Origin of the sequence: Spirillospora sp. CA-294931, assembly GCF_050946795.1 — a bacterium.
Taxonomy (GTDB): domain Bacteria; phylum Actinomycetota; class Actinomycetes; order Streptosporangiales; family Streptosporangiaceae; genus Spirillospora.
The window spans coordinates 6733655-6752571 of sequence record NZ_CP192006.1 but is presented as its reverse complement, the minus strand read 5'-3'; the positions used below and the strand labels follow the sequence as shown (position 1 = coordinate 6752571).

The following is an 18917-nucleotide window of genomic DNA, read 5'->3' as shown; positions in this document are numbered from 1 at the left end:
GTCATGCCTCCGTGTCGCTATGGGGGACGGGCAGCACCGCGACCGTGATGTTGTCGCGGCCGCCCGCTTCAAGGGCGTGTTTGACCAGCACCCGGGCGGCTTCGAGCGGGTCGGCCACCGGGTCGGCGCCCGCGTCCTGAAGGACCGACGCCAGGGCTTGCGGTGCGGGGAGGTAGTTCCAGAGGCCGTCGCTGCACACCAGGAGCGTCCCGGGGACACCCGGGGTGAACGTCCTGACGTTGGGCTGGACCTCGTCGTTGTCGGCGCCCAGCCACCCGGTGATGACGTGGGCGTTGGGGTGCGCCTCGGCCTGCTCCTCGGTCAGCGCGCCCTCGGCGACCATGAACGCGGCCCACGAGTCGTCGTCGGTCAACTGACGCGCTTCGCCGAGCACCCGCTCATACGGCGGGACGATCTCAGCCGTGTCCTCGGGATCGCTCGCCGGGTCTGTCGCGTCTGGTGGGGCGGTGCCGCCTGCCGTGGTGGGGCCGTTCGGTGAGGCTGTCGCGGTCGTCTGGGGTGTTTCGGTCGTTGGGGCCGTTTCGCTGGCGGGGGCGGTCTCGGTTGGCGGGGTGGGGAGCCAGTAGGCGCGGCTGTCGCCGACCCAGCCGACGGCGATCTCCTCAGGTGTCGTCACGGCTGACACGAACGTGCATGAGGGTGCGTCGGACGGTGAGCCGGCCAGCGCCGCCACCGCGTCCGCCGCGCGCAGGATGGCGCCGAGCATCGCGGCGGCGGGTTCGGTGCCCGCCTTCAGCTGGGCGACCAGCTCGGTCGCGCCCGCCTCGGCCGCCGCGGCGGACGCCTCGTCCGGGCGCTGGGATGAGCCCACGCCGTCGCAGACGACCGCCGCGATGCCGGACGGGTGCTCGGCGACGGCCAGGGCGTCCTCGTTGCGGCTGTAGCGCAGCCCCCGGTCGCTCACCCCGGCGGCCACGCCCCCGGGGAGCTCGACCTCGACATGGTCGCGGTCGGCGGGCTGCCGCAGCCCGCAGCGCTCGCAGTAGCCGTCGGCGTCGATCGCGGCGGCGCCGCAGCCCGCGCAGCGCCGCGAGAGCGTGGCGGGTTCGCCGGTGCCGGGCCTGACCTTCATCGTCACGCCCTCGCGCGGCACGGCGACCGGGGCGGGCAGCGGGCCGTCGCCCAGGCGCCGACCGCACCCCTCGCAGAACTCCTCGCCCGCGAAGATGGCCTCGCCGCAGGTCGCGCAGACCGGTTCCGTCGCCTTGGACACGCCCTGGTCTCCCGTCACAGAAGCGTCCTCGGACGCACGATGTTGGCCCGGTCGATGAGCGTCCGGCGCTCGTCGCGGTCCCGCGAATGGTGGGCCAGCTGCCGGTAGGTCGACTCCAGCCTGCCCCGCAGCGCCCGCTCGGCGAGCGGGACGCCCATCAGCTCCCCGCCGTGCGTGGACGCCGTCTGCGCGCCCTGCTCCACCCAGTCGAGCGCGGCCTTGAGGATCTCGGCGGCCAGCCGGTCGCGCCGCTCGTCGGCCAGCGAGTGGCGGTCGATGGCCTCCAGCCGCTCGCCCGCCCGCACCAGCTCGGCCGGGGTGAGCGAGGCCGGCTCGCGTCCGCGCATCGCCGTGGCGATCGCGGCGACCTGGGCCGACACGTAGTAGATCGAGATCCTCGGGACCGAGTCGAGCACCTGGACGGCCGTCGCCCGGTCACCGGCCGCCAGATAGACGCGGGCCAGCCCGAACGCCGCGTTGATGTAGCTCGGGTCGGTGCGCCAGACCGTCTCGTACAGGCGGGCGGCCTCGCGCGGCGCCCGCCGCTCGCGGCACTGGGCCAGCGCCAGCTTCGGCGCGGCCTCGCCCGGCAGCTCGGTGTAGAGACGGTCGAAGATCGGCTCGGCCTCCGTCCAGCGGTCCTCGGACAGGAACGCCAGCGCCCGGTACCAGTCGACGCGCCAGTCGTCCGGATCGTCGGCCGCGACCTCGTCGAGCAGCGCCCGCGCCCCGGCCTGGTCGCCCAGTTCGAGGCTGACGCGCGCCAGCGCCAGCTTCACCTCGGGCGTCCGCTCGGCGGCACCGGCCAGCGCCGAGGCCATCGGCGCGGGCTCAAGGGCCGCCAGGCCCGCCAGGAACGCGGCCGCCGGGTCGCCCGAGTCGACCAGCGGGACGGGCAGCGCCGCCGCGGCGGCCGCCATCGGCACGGGCGGGAGCGCCTCACCGGACGCCGCCGCGCGCGCGACGTCCGCCCCCGGGACGGCCCGCTCCGCGCCGAACAGCCCGGAGATCGCGGGCCTCGGGACACCGTCCTCGGCCGCCAGCACCTCGCGCAGAACGCCGGTGAGCTGCTCGGCCATCTCGGCGGCGTCCTGGAACCGCTGCGCCGGGTCCTTGTGGGTCGCGCGGCGCAGGAACCGGTCGTAGGACTCGAACCGCTGCAGGATCGGCACCTCGGACGCCGGAGGCAGGCAGTCGATGTACTGCGAGGTGTAGCCCTTGAAGGAGAAGCTCATCACCGCCAGGGCCCGGCCCACGGTGTAGAGGTCGGAGCTGACCGAGGGGCCGTCGTCGGCGATCTCGGGCGCCTGGTAGCCGACCGTCCCGTAGATCGCGCCGTCCTGGTCGTCGATCCGCCGCACGCCGCCGAGGTCGATCAGCCGCAGCTGCTCCTCGGACTGGATCACGTTGTCGGGCTTGAAGTCGCAGTAGACCAGGCCCTGCGCGTGCAGGTACCCGAACGCGGGCAGCACCTCCAGCGCGTACGCCATGGCCTGGCCGACCGGCAGCGCGTCCTCGCCGTACTCGTTGCGCCGGGCGAGCAGGATGTCCTTGAGCGACTCGCCGCCCACGTACTCCATGACGATGTAGCCGTCGCCCGCGTGCTGCACGAAGTTGTGGATCTTGACGATGTTGGGGTGCTCGACCTCGGCCAGGAACGCCCGTTCCGCCGCCGCGGCCTGCATGGCGTCGGCGTCCCCGGTGTCGAGCAGGCCCTTGAGCACCACCCACCGGTCGCTGACGTTCTTGTCCTTGGCCAGGTAGATCCAGCCGAGCCCGCCGTGCGCGAGGCAGCCCAGCACCTCGTACTGGCCGCCCACCCGATCGCCGGGCCTCAACTTCGGCGTGAACGAGAAGCCCGTCCCGCATTTGGCGCAGAACCCCTCCGTCCGGCTGGGCCGGTCGCCCCGGCTGCGCCCGACCGGCTCGCCGCACGCGCTGCAGTAGCGCTTGTGCTCGGCCACCTCGGGGTTCCTCTTCACCGCCTGCGACGGATTCCGGTAGGGCACCCGGGGGACCTCGACCAGCCCGGCGCCCAGCATCCCGCGCCGTCCCGACGACCGCGACGAGCCCGTCCGCCTGCTGCTCCCGGTCCGGCTGCTCCCCGACGACGCCGACGAACCCGCCGCCGACCACGCCGATCCGGCGCTGACGGCGGGCGGATTACCGCACACGTCGCAGTAGCCGTCCTGCATAGTGCCTGTGCAGCCGGGCTGGCCGCAGGCGTTGGACGGGGCCGCAGCGGCGGCGGGCGGGTTGCCGCAGACGTCGCAGTAGCCGTCCTGCATAGTGCCCGTGCAATCGGGCTGGCCGCAGGTGTTGGACGGGGCCGCAGCGGCGCTTGCGGGCGGGTTGCCGCACACGTCGCAGTAGCCGTCCTGCATGGTCCCCGCGCAGCCGGGCTGGCCGCAGGCGGGGGCCGAGGTGGTGGGTGTGGGCGGCATGCCACATACGACGCAGTAGCCGTCTTGGACGGTTCCTGAGCATCCCGGGGCGGTGCATTGACTCATCAGGTCGGTCCCTTCGCCCGCGATGAGATGGCCTGCTGGTAGCGCGACAGCAGGACCGTGGCCTTCCGCAGATCGCACGGGGACGTCCACAGGACGCCCCGGATCTCCTGGTACATCCCGTGCAGCTCCTCGTCTTCGGCGTGGCCGAGGCGCGCGGCCTTCACCCGATACGCGTCGAGGCGTCCGCGCAGCTCGTCGCGCCGCTCCAGCAGCCCGGTGACCAGGCCCAGTGCGGTGCGCGTCTTCTCCAGGGCGTCCGCCGCCGCGCTTTCCAGGTCCAGGACGCCCTCGGCGAGCCGGTTCCACCGCGCGGCCTGCCGCAGCTCGCGCAGCGCGGACAACCGGTCGTCCAGCGAGGCCGCGAGATCGGGCAGGTCGGGCAGCGAGGGGTCGGCGATCTTCGCCACGACCTGCTCACGGGCGCGGAGCGCCTCGTCCCGCTCCCGCCGGACGTCGGCGATGACCTCCCGCACCCGCCGGACGCGCTCGTCGAACCCCTCGCGGACCTGGACGACCTCGGCCAGAGTCCGCCGCAGCCGCCGCAGGCCGTCGCGGACGGAGGCGAACCGCGAGGTGTCGGACCCGAACGACAGCGGATCGGTGCGGACGGCCCGCGCCAGCTCGTCCAGCTCTCGTTCCAGCCGTGCGAACTCCGGATCGGGGACGTCGAGGGCGGCCACGGCGCGCCGCTCGGCCTCGGCCTCCTCCAGGGCGGTCAGCAGGGCCGACCACACGCCGTCCACGGCCGCGACCATGCGCGCGGCCTCCTCGAACAGCGGAGTCATGCGCTCGACCACGGCCTGGAGGGTCAGCTTCTCGCCGCTGGGGGACGCCAGCAGCGTCCGCCGCTCCAGCGGCACCTCTTCGGCGGGAAGCTCGACCGACGGCCCCGCGAGGAGCCGGGTCAGCTCGGCGAGCTGCGCCTGCCCGGGCTTGGAGTGCCGGGCGCGCAGTTCCTCCGCCGCCCCGAGCGTCCCGCCGTAGAGGTCGAACAGCGTCCACAGCATCGTGATCCGCGACCGCAGTTCGGCCTGTTCACGCTGGGTGCGGCCGGTGAGGGAGGCGCCTTCGAGCATGCGGTGGCCGTCGTGGGCCTCCAGTTCGAGCAGTGAGGCGCCGATGCGCTCGCGCTCCCCGCGCAGCCGTTCCAGGGCGCGGTCGACGTCGTCGCGGGACATCGGCGGTCTCGCCCCGTTCAACGTTGATCCACCCTGCCCCCGTATTTTGCCCGGATTCCCCCGAATCGCGAGTCTTTGGGGAAACAGTGTTCACCATGGGCGGGGCGCTTCTCAAGCGACGAGGTGGTGGCCGTCCGGGGGCTCCAAAATGTCAGTGGTCGAACGTATGATCGAACCATGGCGAACGTTGCGACGCACCACACGACCGCCCTGACCGCCGCGGAGATCGCCGCCCTGGGCCTCTCCCTCGCTCACCTGGGCACGGGCCCCCAGGCCGCCACCGCGCGCCGCGCCCTGCGCACCCTCATCGACCTCGACGCCCACCACGACGAGGTCGTCACCGCCACCCTCGCCACCCTCACCGCACCGCTCGACGCGTCCACCGCCGACCGCGCCCGCGTGGTCGCCGCCGCGATCTCCGACCACCGCGTCGTCCGCCTCTGCTACGGAGACGCCGACGCCAACGTCACCATCCGCGAGGTCGAGCCCGTCACCTGCCTCGTGCACCGCGACCACTGGTTCCTGGTCGGCTGGTGCCGCCTGCGCCGGGGCGTCCGCGCCTTCCGCTTCGACCGCGTCCTCGCCGTCGAGTCCACCGGCATGCCCGCCCGCCCCCGAAACGCCGCCCGCTACCTCCCCTTCCAACCCCGAACCAAGACCGCCGCCTAACCCCAGACCCCCCCCGTCGCCGGTCCGAGCCCGCCCCTGACAAAAGCCGTCGCCGCTGGCCCGGGCCCGCGCCGGACGCGAGCCCGCGTCAGACCCCCAGAGCCGCCGCCTGACCCGAGCCCGCCGCCGCTGACCCCCGACCGACCCCGACCGCGTCCGACCTCTGACCGCGTCCGACAAAAGCCCGTCGCCGCTGGCTCGGGCCCGCGTCTGACACAAGCCCGCTGTTGCTGATTCCAGCCCGCGCCTGGCCCGAGCGTCCGCCTGACACAAGCCCCGTTGCCGCTGGTCCGAGTCCGTGCCGGACGCGAGCCCGCGTCAGACGGAAGCCCGCCGTTGCTGGTGCGAGCCCGCGTCTGGCCCGAGCGCCCGCATGACGCGGGCCCGGTGCCGTTGGGGCGGGCGCGTGCTTGGGCTGAGGTCGTGGGTGGTGCTGGACCGCCGTCCGCTTGGCAGGCCCCTCCTACCTGCCAGGCGGGCGGCTTCCACTTTCGCGCAAAGGTGGGGTCAGTCGCGTCTTGGTCAGGTCACTGGATTGGGGGGAGGTTGTGGCGCACCTTGAAGTCGCCGTGGGTGATGAGGTTGAAGGGGGCGGGTGCGCCCTTGCGGGTGCCGCCGAGGCACGTGGGCACGTCGTCGTGGGGGCTGGAGTTGCCGACCTGGTCGCGGCGGCCGTTGTCCAGGACGGTGAAGGCCATCCGCTTGCCCACCCAGTCCTTGATCGGCGTCGCGGCGGCGGTGATGACGGCGGTCACCGTGGCGACGCTGCCGCCCGCGACGGCGCAGTCCACCTTGGCCTCGTACCAGAGGGTGGCGTTCTGCGCGGTGAAGTGGTGCGTCATCCGCACCTTGCCGCGCGTGCTCGCGGGCGTCGCGTCCGGACCCCAGGTCTTGTACGTGGCGTGCGCGTCGAAGGTGATGCGGACGTCGTCGTCGGGGTAGGCGCCGACGAAGACGCGCGCCGTGCCCGTGACGTCGACCGTTCGCGGGGCGTCCCGCTTCGGTGTTTCCGCGGTGGCTCCCGAGACGCCGAGGCCGAGGGCCGCGACGGTCACGCCGACCACCGCGATGGAGCGAGGGGTGTTCATGAGCTCTCCGAGAGGGTTGGTTGCATGCCCCTCGAATTTCTCGGAACGGCTCCTACGCGGGTTCCCCCGTATGGGGGACCTGCCTCCCCCATGCGGGGGCCTGTCAGCGGCAGAGAGGACGGGGGAGCAGGCGGGTGCTCAGGCCGATGCCGCGTCCCAGGGTTCGGCCGAGGCGGCCCAGGGGAGTGCGGCCGGGGTCGGTGGACTGTTCGGCGCGGAGGGTCTCGATGATGTCCTGGACGGCTTTGGCGGTGAGGTCGCGGACCTCGGCGACGGCCTGGTCGTCGTTCTGGCGTCCCTTCCAGGCGGTGGTGTCGATGGGGCGGCCGAAGCCGTAGTAGAGGCGCTGGGCGCGCGGGATGGGCGTGAGGCCGATGCCTCGGGAGATGGGGAGCATCGCGTCGTCGCGGCGGCCGCGTTCGCCCAGGACGAGGCGGCCCAGGGCGCGGCCGGGCGCCAGCAGCGGGCTGCGGGCGTCCACCAGGGTCGTGAACATCTCCTCGACGCCGACGGTGCCGAAGGGGACGATCGGGCAGCCCGCCTCGACGGCCAGGCGGGCGAAGCCGAGGCGGCCCTCCCACTGGAGGCGGTAGGCCTGGTCGCGGTCGCGGGACGCCTCGCGGGCGCCGCCGGGGAAGACGACGACCATGGCGCCCGAGTCGAGCATCGCGCGGCAGGCGTCGGGGGTGCCGTCGGCCGAGCCGCCCCAGTCCATGATCTTGCGCCAGCCGGGGATCTGCCAGTGGACGCGGTCGGCCAGCGAGCGCACCCAGACGCCGCGGCGCCGGTAGATCTCGAAGAAGATCAACGGGGCGTCGACGACCCCGTAGACGGTGTGGTTGCCCACCAGCAGGGCGGGGCCGTGGTCGGGCAGGTTGTCCAGCCCGTGGAAGACGGGCGAGGTCCACGCGCGCCACGGTTCGAGCGCGAGGTCCGCGGCCCGGATCAGGCGCTCGGGGGGAGGAGTCCACTCGGCTGGGGAAGGCATAGGCGAATGCTAGGCCAGCCTGGACGCACCCCCGGTCGCAGGGTGAACGGCCGCAGCAGAGGAGAGCCCGTGGGTTCCCTCTACCGTTCCCCCTGTGTGAGCCAACGTAGGCGAGCGCCCTACCCGTCCGATCTCCAGTCGCTCACCAAGTTCTCACCAGTCGCTCACCGATCTCCCTGGGAGCTCGATTCGCGCTGGTGAGGCCGATTCCGGGGCGTGGCCGGATCAGGACAGCCGGAGGCCGGTGGCCGGACGCGCTCACCAACTCGCCAGCGTGACAGGAGCCCGAGCCACTACGGTGCTGGTCCTCCAGGGAGGTGGGCACCATGCGGATCACGCTCCTCCATGGCATCCACGCCGTGCGGGACGACGGGACGCCCGTCAAGCTCCAGCCGCGCATGCGCGCCGTCCTTCTCGTGCTGCTGGTCGAGGGCGTGAACGCCCCGGTGTCCGCCGACCGGCTGCTGGAGCTGGTGTGGGGCGAGCAGGCCGACGACAAGCACACCCTGCACAACACGATGAGCAAGCTGCGGGCCCGTTTCGGGCGCGACCGGATCGTCCGCGACCCGGACGTCGACGGCTACCGGTTCGTGGCCGGGCCCGGCACCCACGTCGACCTGTGGGCGTGGTGGCGGCTCCTGGACGTGTGCACGGAGATGTCGCGTTCCGATCCGTACGCGGCGGCCTTCCTGTGGGACCGCGCGCTCGGGCTGTGGTCGCCGAACTCGCTGACCGGCCTGCCCGGGACCATCGCCATGGACGCGCTGTGCCACGGCCTGCGGCGCGAGCGGCTCAAGGCCGTCGAGCAGAAGAGCGAGGTGCGGCTCAGCCTCGGCCGTCACGCGCAGGTCGCCGCCGAGCTGCCCGCGCTGGTCGACCGGCATCCCGAGCGCGAGCACCTGCGCGAGCTGCTGATGGTCGCGCTGTACCGCGAGTCGCGTCCGGCCGAGGCGCGCGAGCTCTACCGGAGGCTGAGCGAGCGGCTGCGCGACGACGGCGGCGCGCAGCCGCTGCACGCGCTCCAGTCGCTGCACGAGAGGATCCACGCCAACGACCCCGCGCTGCTCGACGTGGTTCCGCCCGCGCTGCCCGCCGCCGACCTCGCGGTGATGCGGTCCGGCGCAGACGTCTCGATGCTGTCGACGGCCCGCATGTGGAGCGCCCTGGTGGACGAGGGCCCGGACGGCCCCGACTCCTACACCACCGCGGCCGACCGGGCCGCCGCGCGGTTCGTCCAGGCGATCACGGGGGCCGAGCTCGGCCGGAGGCAGCTGGAGAACCTGCAGTACGGCGACCGGTTCGTCCGCCGCGCCGCCGTCGACCACGGCATCGGGCGCTTCCTCGAACTGGGCGCGCCCGTCCCGTCCGCCCGGTTCAGCCTGCATCGCGGGGCGCGGCTCGCGCGTCAGGGCACGCGGTTCGTCTACGCCAACCCCTCTGGGCCGCTGGCCGACCACGCCCGCGAGCGCCTGCACGGGGTGGAGGGCGTCGACTTCGTCCAGGGCGGGCTCGACGACCCCGAGCGGCTTCTCGCCCAGCCATCGGTGCGCGCGCTGTTCCAGCTCGACCTGCCGCCGGACGAGCGCGAGCCCGTGGCCATCATCGACCGGCACAACCTCAACGTCACCCCCGACTCGCTCGACCCCCGCTCGCTGTACGCGGCGCTGCTGGACGGCCTCGCGCCGGGCAGCATGCTCGCCGTGACCGCGGCGGCGGCCGACTGCCTGTCGACGCAGGTCGCGCGGTACATCGAGGAGGTGCAGCGGGACGCCCCCGAAGACGAGCACCTGGTGCTGCGCGGCCGCGAGCGGCTGGCCGAGATCGTTCCACCCGGGATGGAGGTCCTCCCTCCCGGCGTCGTGGACGCGTTCGACCTGTGGGCGGGGCCCCGCCCGGCCGGACGTCCCGGCGGGTTCAGCCAGTTCGTCGTCGCCGCCATCAAACGCTGACAGCGTGCTTGACGAAAGTAGGGGCGGCGTGAATGACTTGGTCTGCAGCAGAGGGGCCCTTGTCATGACAAGGCAGTGACTTGACGCTTCCCCAGAACGACCACGCCGCCGTGCTCGACCTGGAGGCGCCGAGCGTCGCGCGCATGTACGACTGGCTGCTCGGGGGCAAGGACAACTACGAGTCCGACCGCGTCGCGGTGGCGGATCTCATCCGATGTCTTCCCCAGGCTCCCCGGCTCGCCCGCGCGAACCGCTGGATGATCGCCCGCGCCGTCCGGCACGCCCTGCGCTCCGGCGTCCGCCAGGTCGTCGACATCGGCGGCGGCCTCCCGACCTACCCCAGCGTGCTCGACAGCACCCGCGGCGAAGGGGTCCGTCTCGTCCTGGTCGACCGCGACCCGGTCGTGTCGGCCCACTACCGCGCGCTGATGCCCGGCGACGAGGACGTCCACGTCCTCCAGGCCGACCTGACCGACGCCGTGCCCCGGCTGGACGCCCTGATCGATCCCGCGAGCCCGGTGGCGTACGTGTTCGGCACCGTCCTGCACTACGTTCCGGGCCCGGACGCCGAGCGGATCACCGCCGCGCTGCGCGCCCGGATGGCCCCCGGCAGCCAGCTGGTCATCACCCATGCCACCGTGACGGGCTCGGCGCCGGAAACGCTCCACGCCGTCCGGGAGGTCTACTCCCGCGCCCATGTGCCGCTGGCCTGCCGGTCCGACGAGGAGATCCGCGCCTTCTTCGGCGACCTCACCCTCGTCCCGCCCGGCCTCGTCGACGTCGACCTCTGGCAGGGCACCTGCACCGCTCCACGTGACCCGGGCCTCCGCATCGTCGGCGCCGTGGGAACGCGCTAGCGCCCCGACCGCCGGCGCGACGTCCAGATCCACCGGGCGCCGGGTCCGGCGGTCAGGGCGTGTTCGGTACTCCCCAGGTCTCCTCGACGGCCGCGGCGACGACGGCGGTCACGTCGCGGGTGCGGGCGTAGACCTCGCGCTGGAAGCGGGCGCCGGTGCCCGCCGAGCGGACCCGGTCGAGCATCGCGGCGGCGGCGTCGAAATCGCCCGACCGTTCCAGGGACGGGCGCAGATGGTCCATGAGGCCGTCGAGCACCTCGCTCGCCGGGGCCGGGCGCCGGGTCACCGGGTGGACGAGCGAGTCGCGCAGCCCGGAGCGGCTCGCGCGCCACATCGCCATCCGCAGCAGATCGGTGCGGACGGGGTCGGGCGGCACGCCCGCCCGCCACGCCCGGACGGCGGTGTCGACCAGGGCCCGGACGAGCGCCGCCAGCAGGACGGTGTCGTCGGCGCGCAGGCAGACGTCGGCCACCCTGACCTCCACGGTCGGGTAGCGGCGCGACAGCCGGGCATCGAAGTAGATCATGCCGTCGTCCAGCAGCGTCCCGCTGTCGACCAGGGTCTCGACGGTCTCGCGGTAGACCTTGGCCGACTCGAACAGCTCGGTCGGGCCGCTGGAGGGCCAGCGTCCCCAGACCTGCTGCCGCCAGCTCTCGTACCCGGTGTCGCGGCCCTGCCAGAACGGCGAGTTGGCGCTGAGGGCCAGCAGCGGCGGCAGCCACGGCCGGATCCGGTCGAGGACGGCCACGCCCTCGTCCGGCGACTCGACGTTGACGTGCACGTGGCAGCCGCAGGTCAGTTGCTCGGCCGCCGTCATGGCGTAGGCGTCGGCCATCCGCAGGTAGCGGCTCGACGGCGTCACCGAGGGCCGGACGATCACCGGTGAGGTGGCCAGCGCGGCCACGGCGGCGCCGACCCCGGCCGCCGCCTCGGCCGCGGCGCCCCGCGCCAGGCGGATCTGGGCGGACAGGTCGGCCAGCGAGGCGCAGGGCCGCGTCGCGGTCTCCAGTTGCTCGCGCTTGAGCTCGGTCTCCAGCAGCCCCGCCGTGCCCTCCCCGGCCAGGGGCAGGCCACCGTGCTCGCGCGCGTACTGGATCACGGCTCCCGAAACGGCCAGCGGCGCGCCGTTGCCGGGGCTGACGAGGAGCAGTTCCTCCTCGACGCCGAAGGTCCGGACGTCGTTCTCCACTGAGTGTTCCTGCCCGCGAGGGCCCGGTGTACGTCAGATCTTCAGCATCGCTTCGCCGACGAGGTACTGCACCTCGCTCATCTCGTCGTCGCCGTCCTCGATCTCCCAGAGGGTGTTCTGCAGGACGCGGGCCAGCGTCCATCCCGCCGCCCGTTCGCGGTCGAGGCCGAGCATCTCGGTCATCAGGTCGAACCGGCGCCGGACGGCCCGGTGGACGTCGCCGGACGCCTCGACCTCGTCCCACCGGTTGTGCAGGGCGGGCAGCAGGTCGAATCCGGGGTCTCCGGCCAGCGGCTTGGGGTCGATGGCGACCCAGGGCTCGCGCGTCGAGGCCAGCACGTTCTCGTAGTGCAGGTCCCAGTGCAGGAGGCGGTCGCCGGGCTCGTCGGCCAGCTCGGCCAGGCGCGCGGCGCAGGCCCGTGACAGCTCGCGCTCCTCGTCGTCCACCAGCTTCTCCAGGGCGGCGGGCGCCTCGGCCAGCATGGCGTGCGCGACGTCGCGCAGCGTGCGCAGCTCCGGCGGCGCCGGGTGCTCCACCAGCCGCCCGAGGACGCCGGTCAGGATCGTCAGCGCCTCGGTCTCGTCCGCGACGGTCAGCAGGGTGTGGCCGGGCCGGACGCGCTCCAGGAGCATGGCGCCGTCTTCGGGGGCGTCCTCCAGCAGCCGGACCGCGCCCTGCCCGCCCCAGGCGCGCAGCGCTACGGGCTCGCCCTCGGTCTCGTCGTCCATCAGCTGGAGCTTGAGCATCGCGGACTCGCCGTCCGCGCGCAGCACCGGCAGGATCAGCGAGGCCAGGCCGTTGAGCGGGGCTCCGTCGAGCCGCAGGTCCCACCGTTCCAGGCAGCCGGAGGCCAGTCCGGGGAGCCGCTCGACCCACGCCACGCCCTCGTCGCCGTTGAACTCGGTCTGGGACTCCACCAGCGCGGCCGGGATCTCGATCTTGGTCACATCGCCGGATGGTACCTGTCAGGAGCGTTCCCACCGCACCGAATCGAGTGCCAGCAGAGCGACGTGCAGGGAAACGCACGACTCGACATCGTCCAGGTCGGCCGACAGGACGCGTTCGATGCGGCGCAGCCGCTCATAGAACGCGGGCCGCGACAGATGCGCCTGCTGGGCCGCGACGGCCTTGTTGCGCCCCGACTCCAGGTAGAGCTCCAAGACACGGGTCAGGTCGCTGCCCCGCTGCGCGTCGTACGACAACAGGGGACCCAGCTCCCGTTCGACGAACGTCTGAAGGCGCGTGTCGTCGCGCAGGAGGTGCAGCAAGCCGCGCAGGCGTAGGTCGGGCAGTCGGTACAGGAGCCGGTCGCCCGACGATCGGGACGCGACCGCGGCCACCTGCTCGGCCTCCAGGAACGAGCGGCGGACGTCGCGGATCGACTCCACCACCGAGCCCGCCGCCATCACCGCGTCGCCGCCGCACTGCTTGCGGACGCGGGCGGCGACGTCGTGCAGCGCCGTCTCGGTGTCGGCACGGGCGGGCAGCGACACCAGGACCCCCACCCGGGCTCCGGGACCGCCCTCCTCCAGAAGGCCGACCAGCGCCGCCAGCCGAGCCTCCTTGCAGGCCGCCGACACGGTCTCGGCCAGCGCGGGCAGGGCGACTCCGGGCCCCCGGGGACGCAGGACGACCCCGAGCAGCCGCCGTCCCGACAACGGGACACCGAGTGCGCGCGCACGGGCCGCCGCCTCCTGGGGGTCGGAGTAGGAGTGCGCCAGCAGCCGGGCGATGATCGTCCCGTGGGCCTGCCGCTCGACGCTCTCGGCCTGCCGGTCGAGCAGGCGGCCCAGGGCCAGCGTCGTCGCGGCCCGCTCGATCAGGACGGTCTCCCGGGGGGACGGCTCGGCCTCGCACAGGATGATCAGCCGGCCCCAGTCCTCCCCGCGCGCGCCCACCGTGGTGACCAGCCAGCCGGACGCCTCGTCATAGGCCGTGCGGCGGTCGGGCCGCACCGACCGCGAGCGGTTCTCCCAGGCCGACAGCAGCTCGGCCGGGTCGAGCCCTCCGGCGTCGGCGGCCAGCACCTGGTGCGACAGGTTCTCCAGCACCGCCGGATGGCCCGCCAGCTCGGCGACCCGGCGCACCACCTCGTCGGTCGAGGCTCCCTCGACCGAAAGCTGGGTGAACACCTCGTGCAACTGCTCGGACGCCCGCAGCTCGGCGAACTGATCTTGCAGGATGCGGGCGTGCACCGACTCGGTGATGTCGACGAACACCGGCTCGTGCGCGAAGACGATCACCGGAAGCCCATGCTCCTCCGCCGCCGCCAGCAGGGCGGGCGGCAGCTCCTGCGCGTAACGACGGCCCAGCTCGATCATCAGACCGGTCACGCCGACCTCGGCCAGCTCCCCGATGTAGTCGCGCAGGCTGCCGGGCTCGTCCGGCAGCGCGATGCCCGTGGTGAGCACCAGCTCACCGCCGTGCAGCAGGTGCGCGATATCGGTGACCTCGGCCACGTGGACCCAGCGGATCCGGTTGCCCAGCCGGTCCTTGCCCGCGACGACATGCGGCTGTCCTCGGCGGACCGCCTCAAGCTGGAGCACATCGGCCAGTGTGGGAAGCATTTCCCGCAGGATATCCAGTCACAACCCTCCACCCAGGGACGTCCCCCCACACCCACACTGTCAATGTGCAGGCTTGGTTCCTGACGCTCTGTTGGTAGCCGTGCGGGGGACGGGCCGCCCAGACTTGGGGAATGCCGGAACATTCGAGTTTGCTCGCGCGTCACCGCGCCGTGATGCCTCGCTGGTCGCCGCTGCACTACGAGAACCCCATCGAGATCGTCGGCGGCAAGGGCGCCCGTGTGACCGACGCCGAGGGGACCACCTATCTCGACTTCTTCGTCGGGATCCTCACCAACATGATCGGTTACGACGTGGCCGAGGTGCGGGAGGCGGTGGAGCGGCAGCTCGCCACCGGCATCGTGCACACCTCCGCCGTCTACCTGCTGCGGGGCCAGGTGGAGCTGGCCGAGAAGATCGCCCGGCTCTCCGGCATCCCGGACGCCAAGGTCTTCTTCACCAACTCCGGGACCGAGGCGAACGAGACGGCGCTGCTGCTGGCCGCCTACGCCAGGCGCAGCGACCAGGTGCTGGCCATGCGGCAGAGCTACCACGGCCGCTCGTTCGGGGCCGTGGCCGTGACGGGCAACCGCTCGTGGACGAACCTGTCCTACTCGCCGCTGGACGTCCACTTCCTGCACGGGGGCGACCGCCACCTGCCGCAGTTCACCACGCTCTCGGACGCCGACTACACCACCGCGTGCGTCGAGGATCTGCGGCACGTCCTGGCGACCGTCACGGGCCAGGGCGTCGCGGCCCTGCTGGCCGAGCCCATCCAGGGCGTCGGCGGCTTCACCATGCCCCCGGACGGCTTCTTCGCGGCCTACAAGGAGGTGCTGGACGAGCACGGCATCCTGTTCATCTCCGACGAGGTCCAGACGGGCTGGGGACGCACGGGCCAGAGCTTCTTCGGCATCCACAACCACGGCGTGACGCCCGACATGATGACCTTCGCCAAGGGCCTGGGCAACGGCTTCGCCGTCGGCGGCGTGGTCGCGCGCGGCGACCTGATGGACGGCCCGCACGCCACCGGCGTCTCCACCTTCGGCGGCAACCCGATCTCGATGGCCGCGGCCAACGCGACCCTCGACTACGTCCTGGACAACGATCTCCAGGCCAACGCCGCGCGGCAGGGTGCCGTCCTGCTCGGCGGGCTGCGCGACGCGGTCGCCGACCTGCCGGTGGTGATCGACGTCCGGGGCAAGGGCCTGATGTTCGCGATCGAGCTGACCGACGCCGGGCTGGCCGCCGCGCTGATGGAGGCGACCCGTGAGCGGGGGCTGCTGATCGGCCGGGGCGGGCTGTACGGCAACGTGGTGCGCATGGCACCGCCGCTGAACCTCACCGACGCCGAGGCCGCCGAGGGCCTCGGCATCCTGATCGACTCCGTCCGAGCCGTGAACGAGGCGACCCCATGACCGAACCGAGGGAGATCACGCACTGGATCGGGGGCAAGGCCGTCGCCGGCGCGTCCGGGCGGTACGGCGAGGTGTACGACCCGGCGACCGGCCGGGTCGGCGCGACCGTGGGTCTGGCCTCGCCCGACGAGGTCGACCAGGCGGTCGCCGCGGCCCGCGCCGCCTTCCCCGCCTGGCGCGACGCCTCGCTGACCCAGCGCGCCCGGGTGCTGTTCGCCTTCCGCGAGCTGGTGGCGGCCCACGCGGGCGAGCTGGCGCGGCTGATCTCGTCCGAGCACGGCAAGGTCGTCTCGGACGCGGCGGGCGAGGTGGCGCGCGGGCTCGAGGTCGTCGAGTTCGCCTGCGGCGTCCCGCACCTGCTCAAGGGCGGGTTCTCCGAGAACGTGTCGTCGCGCGTGGACGCCTACTCCATCCTCCAGCCGCTCGGCGTCGTCGCGGGGATCACCCCGTTCAACTTCCCGGCCATGGTGCCGATGTGGATGTTCCCGGTGGCGATCGCGTGCGGCAACGCGTTCGTGCTCAAGCCGTCGGAGAAGGACCCCTCGGCCTCGCTGCGGCTGGCCGAGTTGTGGGCCGAGGCCGGGCTGCCCGACGGGGTCTTCAACGTCCTGCAGGGCGACCGGGTCGCCGTGGACGGCCTGCTGAACCACCCCGACGTCAAGGCGGTCAGCTTCGTCGGCTCGACGCCCGTCGCCCGCCACATCTACGAGACGGCCGCGCGCAACGGCAAGCGCGTCCAGGCGCTCGGCGGGGCCAAGAACCACATGGTCGTCCTGCCGGACGCCGATCTCGACCTGGCCGCCGACGCCGCGGTGTCGGCCGGGTTCGGGTCGGCGGGGGAGCGCTGCATGGCGATCTCCGTGGTGGTCGCGGTCGACCCGGTGGGGGACGACCTGCTCGACCGCGTCCGCGCGCGTGTGGCCGAACTCAAGGTCGGCCCCGGCGACGACCCCCGGGCCGAGATGGGTCCGCTGGTGACCCGCGAGCACCGCGACAAGGTCGTCTCCTACCTGGACGGCGGCGTCGCCCAGGGTGCCACGCTCGCCGTCGACGGGCGCGAGACGCCGGTGCTGGGCGACCCCGGCGAGGGGTTCTGGCTGGGCCCGACCGTCCTCGACCACGTGACGCCCGAGATGGACGCCTACAGGGACGAGATCTTCGGACCGGTGCTGTCGGTCGTGCGCGTCGCGTCCTACGAGGAGGCACTGGAGCTGATCAGCGCCAACCCGTATGGCAATGGCACCGCCATCTTCACCAATGACGGGGGCGCGGCCCGCCGCTTCCAGAACGAGGTGGAGGTCGGCATGGTCGGCATCAATGTGCCGATCCCGGTGCCGATGGCCTATTACTCCTTCGGCGGCTGGAAGGAGTCACTGTTCGGCGACAGCCACGCCCACGGCACCGAGGGCGTCCACTTCTACACCCGTACCAAGGCCGTCACTTCTCGGTGGCTTGATCCTTCTCACGGCGGAGTGAACCTCGGATTCCCGACAAACGGCTGAGCGGCAGCCGGGTGAAGCCGGTGAGGGCGAGTCCGGCGGCGAGGCACGCGAACGGGATCGTCGGGACGACGTACCGGTAGTCGAAGTCGGCGCTGGCGATCGGGAACACCAGCAGCGTCGCCGCCGTCGCCCACACCAGCAGCAGGCCGCGCCTGTTGCGCGCCACCAGGATGCCCAGGCCGCCGATCACGAAGAGCACGCCCAGCGCCGGACCCGGCAGGTAGACGTTCTCCTGGTAGGTGATCATCCGGCTGGACCAGGGCTTCTCGACGCGGCTGGGCCGGTCGGTGCGGCCGTAGGTCATGGCGTCCGACATCGCGGTGCCGCCGCCCGCCCATGACTTGCCCGCGGGGAAGATCTGCGGGTGGTCGGGGAAGTGGTACAGCGACTCGGTGTTGGCGGTCGGGACGGGGAAGCGGTTCGGGCTGAACGCCTTGCCGACCCCGTCGGCCACGGTCGCGGCGTAGTCGTCCGGCTGGGCGAGGATCGCGCGGATCGCGAAGTCGCGCAGGACCTTGTTGGCCAGCGGCGAGGTGACGTTGTCGTACACCTTGCGCGGCGGGATGTCGTTGCGCCAGATCAGATGGCCGGGCGGATCGTTCTCCGCCTTGATCGCCGGATCGAGGCACAGCGGCCGCTCGTGGTAGGGCGGCTTGATCTTCTCGCAGTCGGCGAAGGAGGAGGTGCGGCCCCACAGGAACAGCCCGTCGCTGCGGGTCAGCCCGTAGGAGCCCATGTGCGACTCGAACCAGATCGCGTAGGAGACCACGGGTATCGCCGCCGCGACCCCGAACGAGAGCGCCGCGCGCCAGCCCTTGCGGCGCAGCAGCAGGCACACGAGCACCAGCGGGATCAGCGGAGCCCCCGCCGACCTCACCAGCACGGCGTAGCCGAGCAGCACCCCGGCCGCCGCCGCGGCCCACCAGAACGGCCCGTCCGAGCGCCACAGCAGCAGCGTCACGGCCGCCGCGATGCAGAAGGTGAACAGCGCCTCCGACATCAGCAGGTGTTCCAGCTCGATGGTGTAGGCGTCGAACAGGATCGGCAAGGTCACCACGGCCGCCAGCCACCCGGGGAGCCGGGCGCGTCTCAGCAGCGCGTACACCATGACCGCGATCGACAGCCCCATCAGGTGCTGGACGACCGCGATCGCGGTGTAGCTGTGCAGCGGCCCCATCACGTCGAGCATGAAGGAGTACCCGAGCGACTTGCTGGGCGACGGGTTCACCCGCAGGGCGCGCCCGATGTAGAAGTACGAGTCGCCGGTGAACCACAGGACGCCGGGATAGCCCTGGACGGTGCCCCAGCGCAGGAACGTCCCGCCGGCGAGCGCGATGAGGAAGACCACGTGGGTCAGCAGGAAGGCGCCGGTGGAGCGCAGGACGGCCCGCGGGCTCGGTGGCCGGGGCAGGCGGCGCGCGGGACGGTTCGCCCACAGGGCGATGGACCGCTCGCGCAGGCCGGGTCGGATAGCGGTGTCTTCGGTCACAGGGAAGATCACATTAGGGGCGGTGGATGACGCGGAGGTGAACACGACATGGCGTGCGGTGAGAGACCGCCGCCGGTGCGTGAGAAAGGGCAGGTCCGGCGCCATGATAATTTCTGCCGCCCGGATATTTTCGTCGTCAATTTCCGTCCCAAGGGCCCCGACAAATAATAGCTACAAGTGTTGACTCACTCTGTGGCGGGCGACACAATCTGAATGTCTCAATTAATTGGGACGAATTGCTAAAAGTCGGAAGTCCGGAGTCGTAACCGGAAACGGGGTCG

General features: G+C 72.5%; 14 protein-coding genes. 5 read left to right on the top strand and 9 right to left on the bottom strand.

The window, feature by feature from the left end:
* Position 1: 1 nt before the first annotated feature.
* The 3 genes from ACQPY4_RS30435 to ACQPY4_RS30425 all read right to left on the bottom strand — a co-directional run bounded on the left by ACQPY4_RS30435 (position 2) and on the right by ACQPY4_RS30425 (position 4922).
* Positions 2-1252, bottom strand: coding sequence for a PP2C family protein-serine/threonine phosphatase (locus ACQPY4_RS30435; protein WP_433326656.1), 1251 nt, complete (start codon positions 1250-1252; stop codon positions 2-4).
* Positions 1249-3678, bottom strand: coding sequence for a tetratricopeptide repeat protein (locus ACQPY4_RS30430; protein WP_433326654.1), 2430 nt, complete (start codon positions 3676-3678; stop codon positions 1249-1251). The genes ACQPY4_RS30435 and ACQPY4_RS30430 overlap by 4 nt, the downstream gene beginning before the upstream one ends.
* 65 nt (positions 3679-3743) lie before the next feature.
* On the bottom strand, positions 3744-4922 hold the full coding sequence (locus ACQPY4_RS30425) for a hypothetical protein (RefSeq protein WP_433326652.1): 1179 nt from the start codon (positions 4920-4922) through the stop codon (positions 3744-3746).
* 177 nt (positions 4923-5099) lie between these two features.
* On the opposite strand from ACQPY4_RS30425, the gene ACQPY4_RS30420 reads away from it, so the two are divergent.
* Positions 5100-5591: a helix-turn-helix transcriptional regulator gene (locus ACQPY4_RS30420; protein ID WP_433326650.1), complete on the top strand. Its 492-nt coding sequence runs from the start codon at positions 5100-5102 to the stop codon at positions 5589-5591.
* Positions 5592-6118: 527 nt separating this feature from the next.
* Here the strand turns inward: ACQPY4_RS30420 and ACQPY4_RS30415 are convergent.
* Both ACQPY4_RS30415 and ACQPY4_RS30410 read right to left on the bottom strand, forming a co-directional pair.
* Positions 6119-6679: a hypothetical protein gene (locus ACQPY4_RS30415; RefSeq protein WP_433326648.1), complete on the bottom strand. Its 561-nt coding sequence runs from the start codon at positions 6677-6679 to the stop codon at positions 6119-6121.
* A gap of 103 nt (positions 6680-6782) precedes the next feature.
* On the bottom strand, positions 6783-7667 hold the full coding sequence (locus ACQPY4_RS30410) for a lysophospholipid acyltransferase family protein (protein WP_433326646.1): 885 nt from the start codon (positions 7665-7667) through the stop codon (positions 6783-6785).
* A 326-nt stretch (positions 7668-7993) separates the two neighbouring features.
* Here ACQPY4_RS30410 and ACQPY4_RS30405 point away from each other — a divergent pair, with 326 nt between their 5' ends.
* Complete coding sequence (locus ACQPY4_RS30405) at positions 7994-9616, top strand: BTAD domain-containing putative transcriptional regulator (RefSeq protein WP_433326644.1); 1623 nt, start codon at positions 7994-7996, stop codon at positions 9614-9616.
* An 80-nt stretch (positions 9617-9696) separates the two neighbouring features.
* Positions 9697-10473, top strand: a complete 777-nt coding sequence (locus tag ACQPY4_RS30400; RefSeq protein WP_433326642.1) for an SAM-dependent methyltransferase — start codon at positions 9697-9699, stop codon at positions 10471-10473.
* A gap of 52 nt (positions 10474-10525) precedes the next feature.
* Here ACQPY4_RS30400 and ACQPY4_RS30395 read toward each other — a convergent pair whose 3' ends face one another.
* The 3 genes from ACQPY4_RS30395 to ACQPY4_RS30385 are packed head-to-tail and all read right to left on the bottom strand — an operon-like array spanning position 10526 to position 14230.
* Positions 10526-11662 carry a glutamate--cysteine ligase gene (locus ACQPY4_RS30395; protein ID WP_433326640.1) on the bottom strand — a complete coding sequence of 379 codons (1137 nt, stop codon included), beginning with the start codon at positions 11660-11662 and terminating at the stop codon, positions 10526-10528.
* A gap of 33 nt (positions 11663-11695) precedes the next feature.
* On the bottom strand, positions 11696-12610 hold the full coding sequence (locus ACQPY4_RS30390; protein WP_433326638.1) for an aminoglycoside phosphotransferase family protein: 915 nt from the start codon (positions 12608-12610) through the stop codon (positions 11696-11698).
* Positions 12611-12628: 18 nt separating this feature from the next.
* A complete protein-coding gene (locus tag ACQPY4_RS30385; protein WP_433326636.1) occupies positions 12629-14230 on the bottom strand; it encodes a PucR family transcriptional regulator in 1602 nt (533 codons plus the stop codon).
* Between the two features lie 131 nt (positions 14231-14361).
* Here ACQPY4_RS30385 and ACQPY4_RS30380 point away from each other — a divergent pair, with 131 nt between their 5' ends.
* Together ACQPY4_RS30380 and ACQPY4_RS30375 are read left to right on the top strand one after the other, a co-directional pair.
* Entirely contained in the window at positions 14362-15645 is a 1284-nt protein-coding gene (locus ACQPY4_RS30380; protein WP_433326634.1) for an aspartate aminotransferase family protein, read from the top strand.
* Positions 15642-17147 (top strand): CoA-acylating methylmalonate-semialdehyde dehydrogenase, encoded by a 1506-nt coding sequence (locus ACQPY4_RS30375; RefSeq protein WP_433326632.1) that lies wholly within the window; start codon positions 15642-15644, stop codon positions 17145-17147. The genes ACQPY4_RS30380 and ACQPY4_RS30375 overlap by 4 nt, the downstream gene beginning before the upstream one ends.
* On the opposite strand, the gene ACQPY4_RS30370 is transcribed toward ACQPY4_RS30375, so the two are convergent.
* Positions 17083-18636, bottom strand: a complete 1554-nt coding sequence (locus ACQPY4_RS30370) for a phospholipid carrier-dependent glycosyltransferase (RefSeq protein WP_433326630.1) — start codon at positions 18634-18636, stop codon at positions 17083-17085. The two genes, ACQPY4_RS30375 and ACQPY4_RS30370, sit on opposite strands and share 65 nt — an antisense overlap.
* Between the last annotated feature and the right edge of the window lie 281 nt (positions 18637-18917).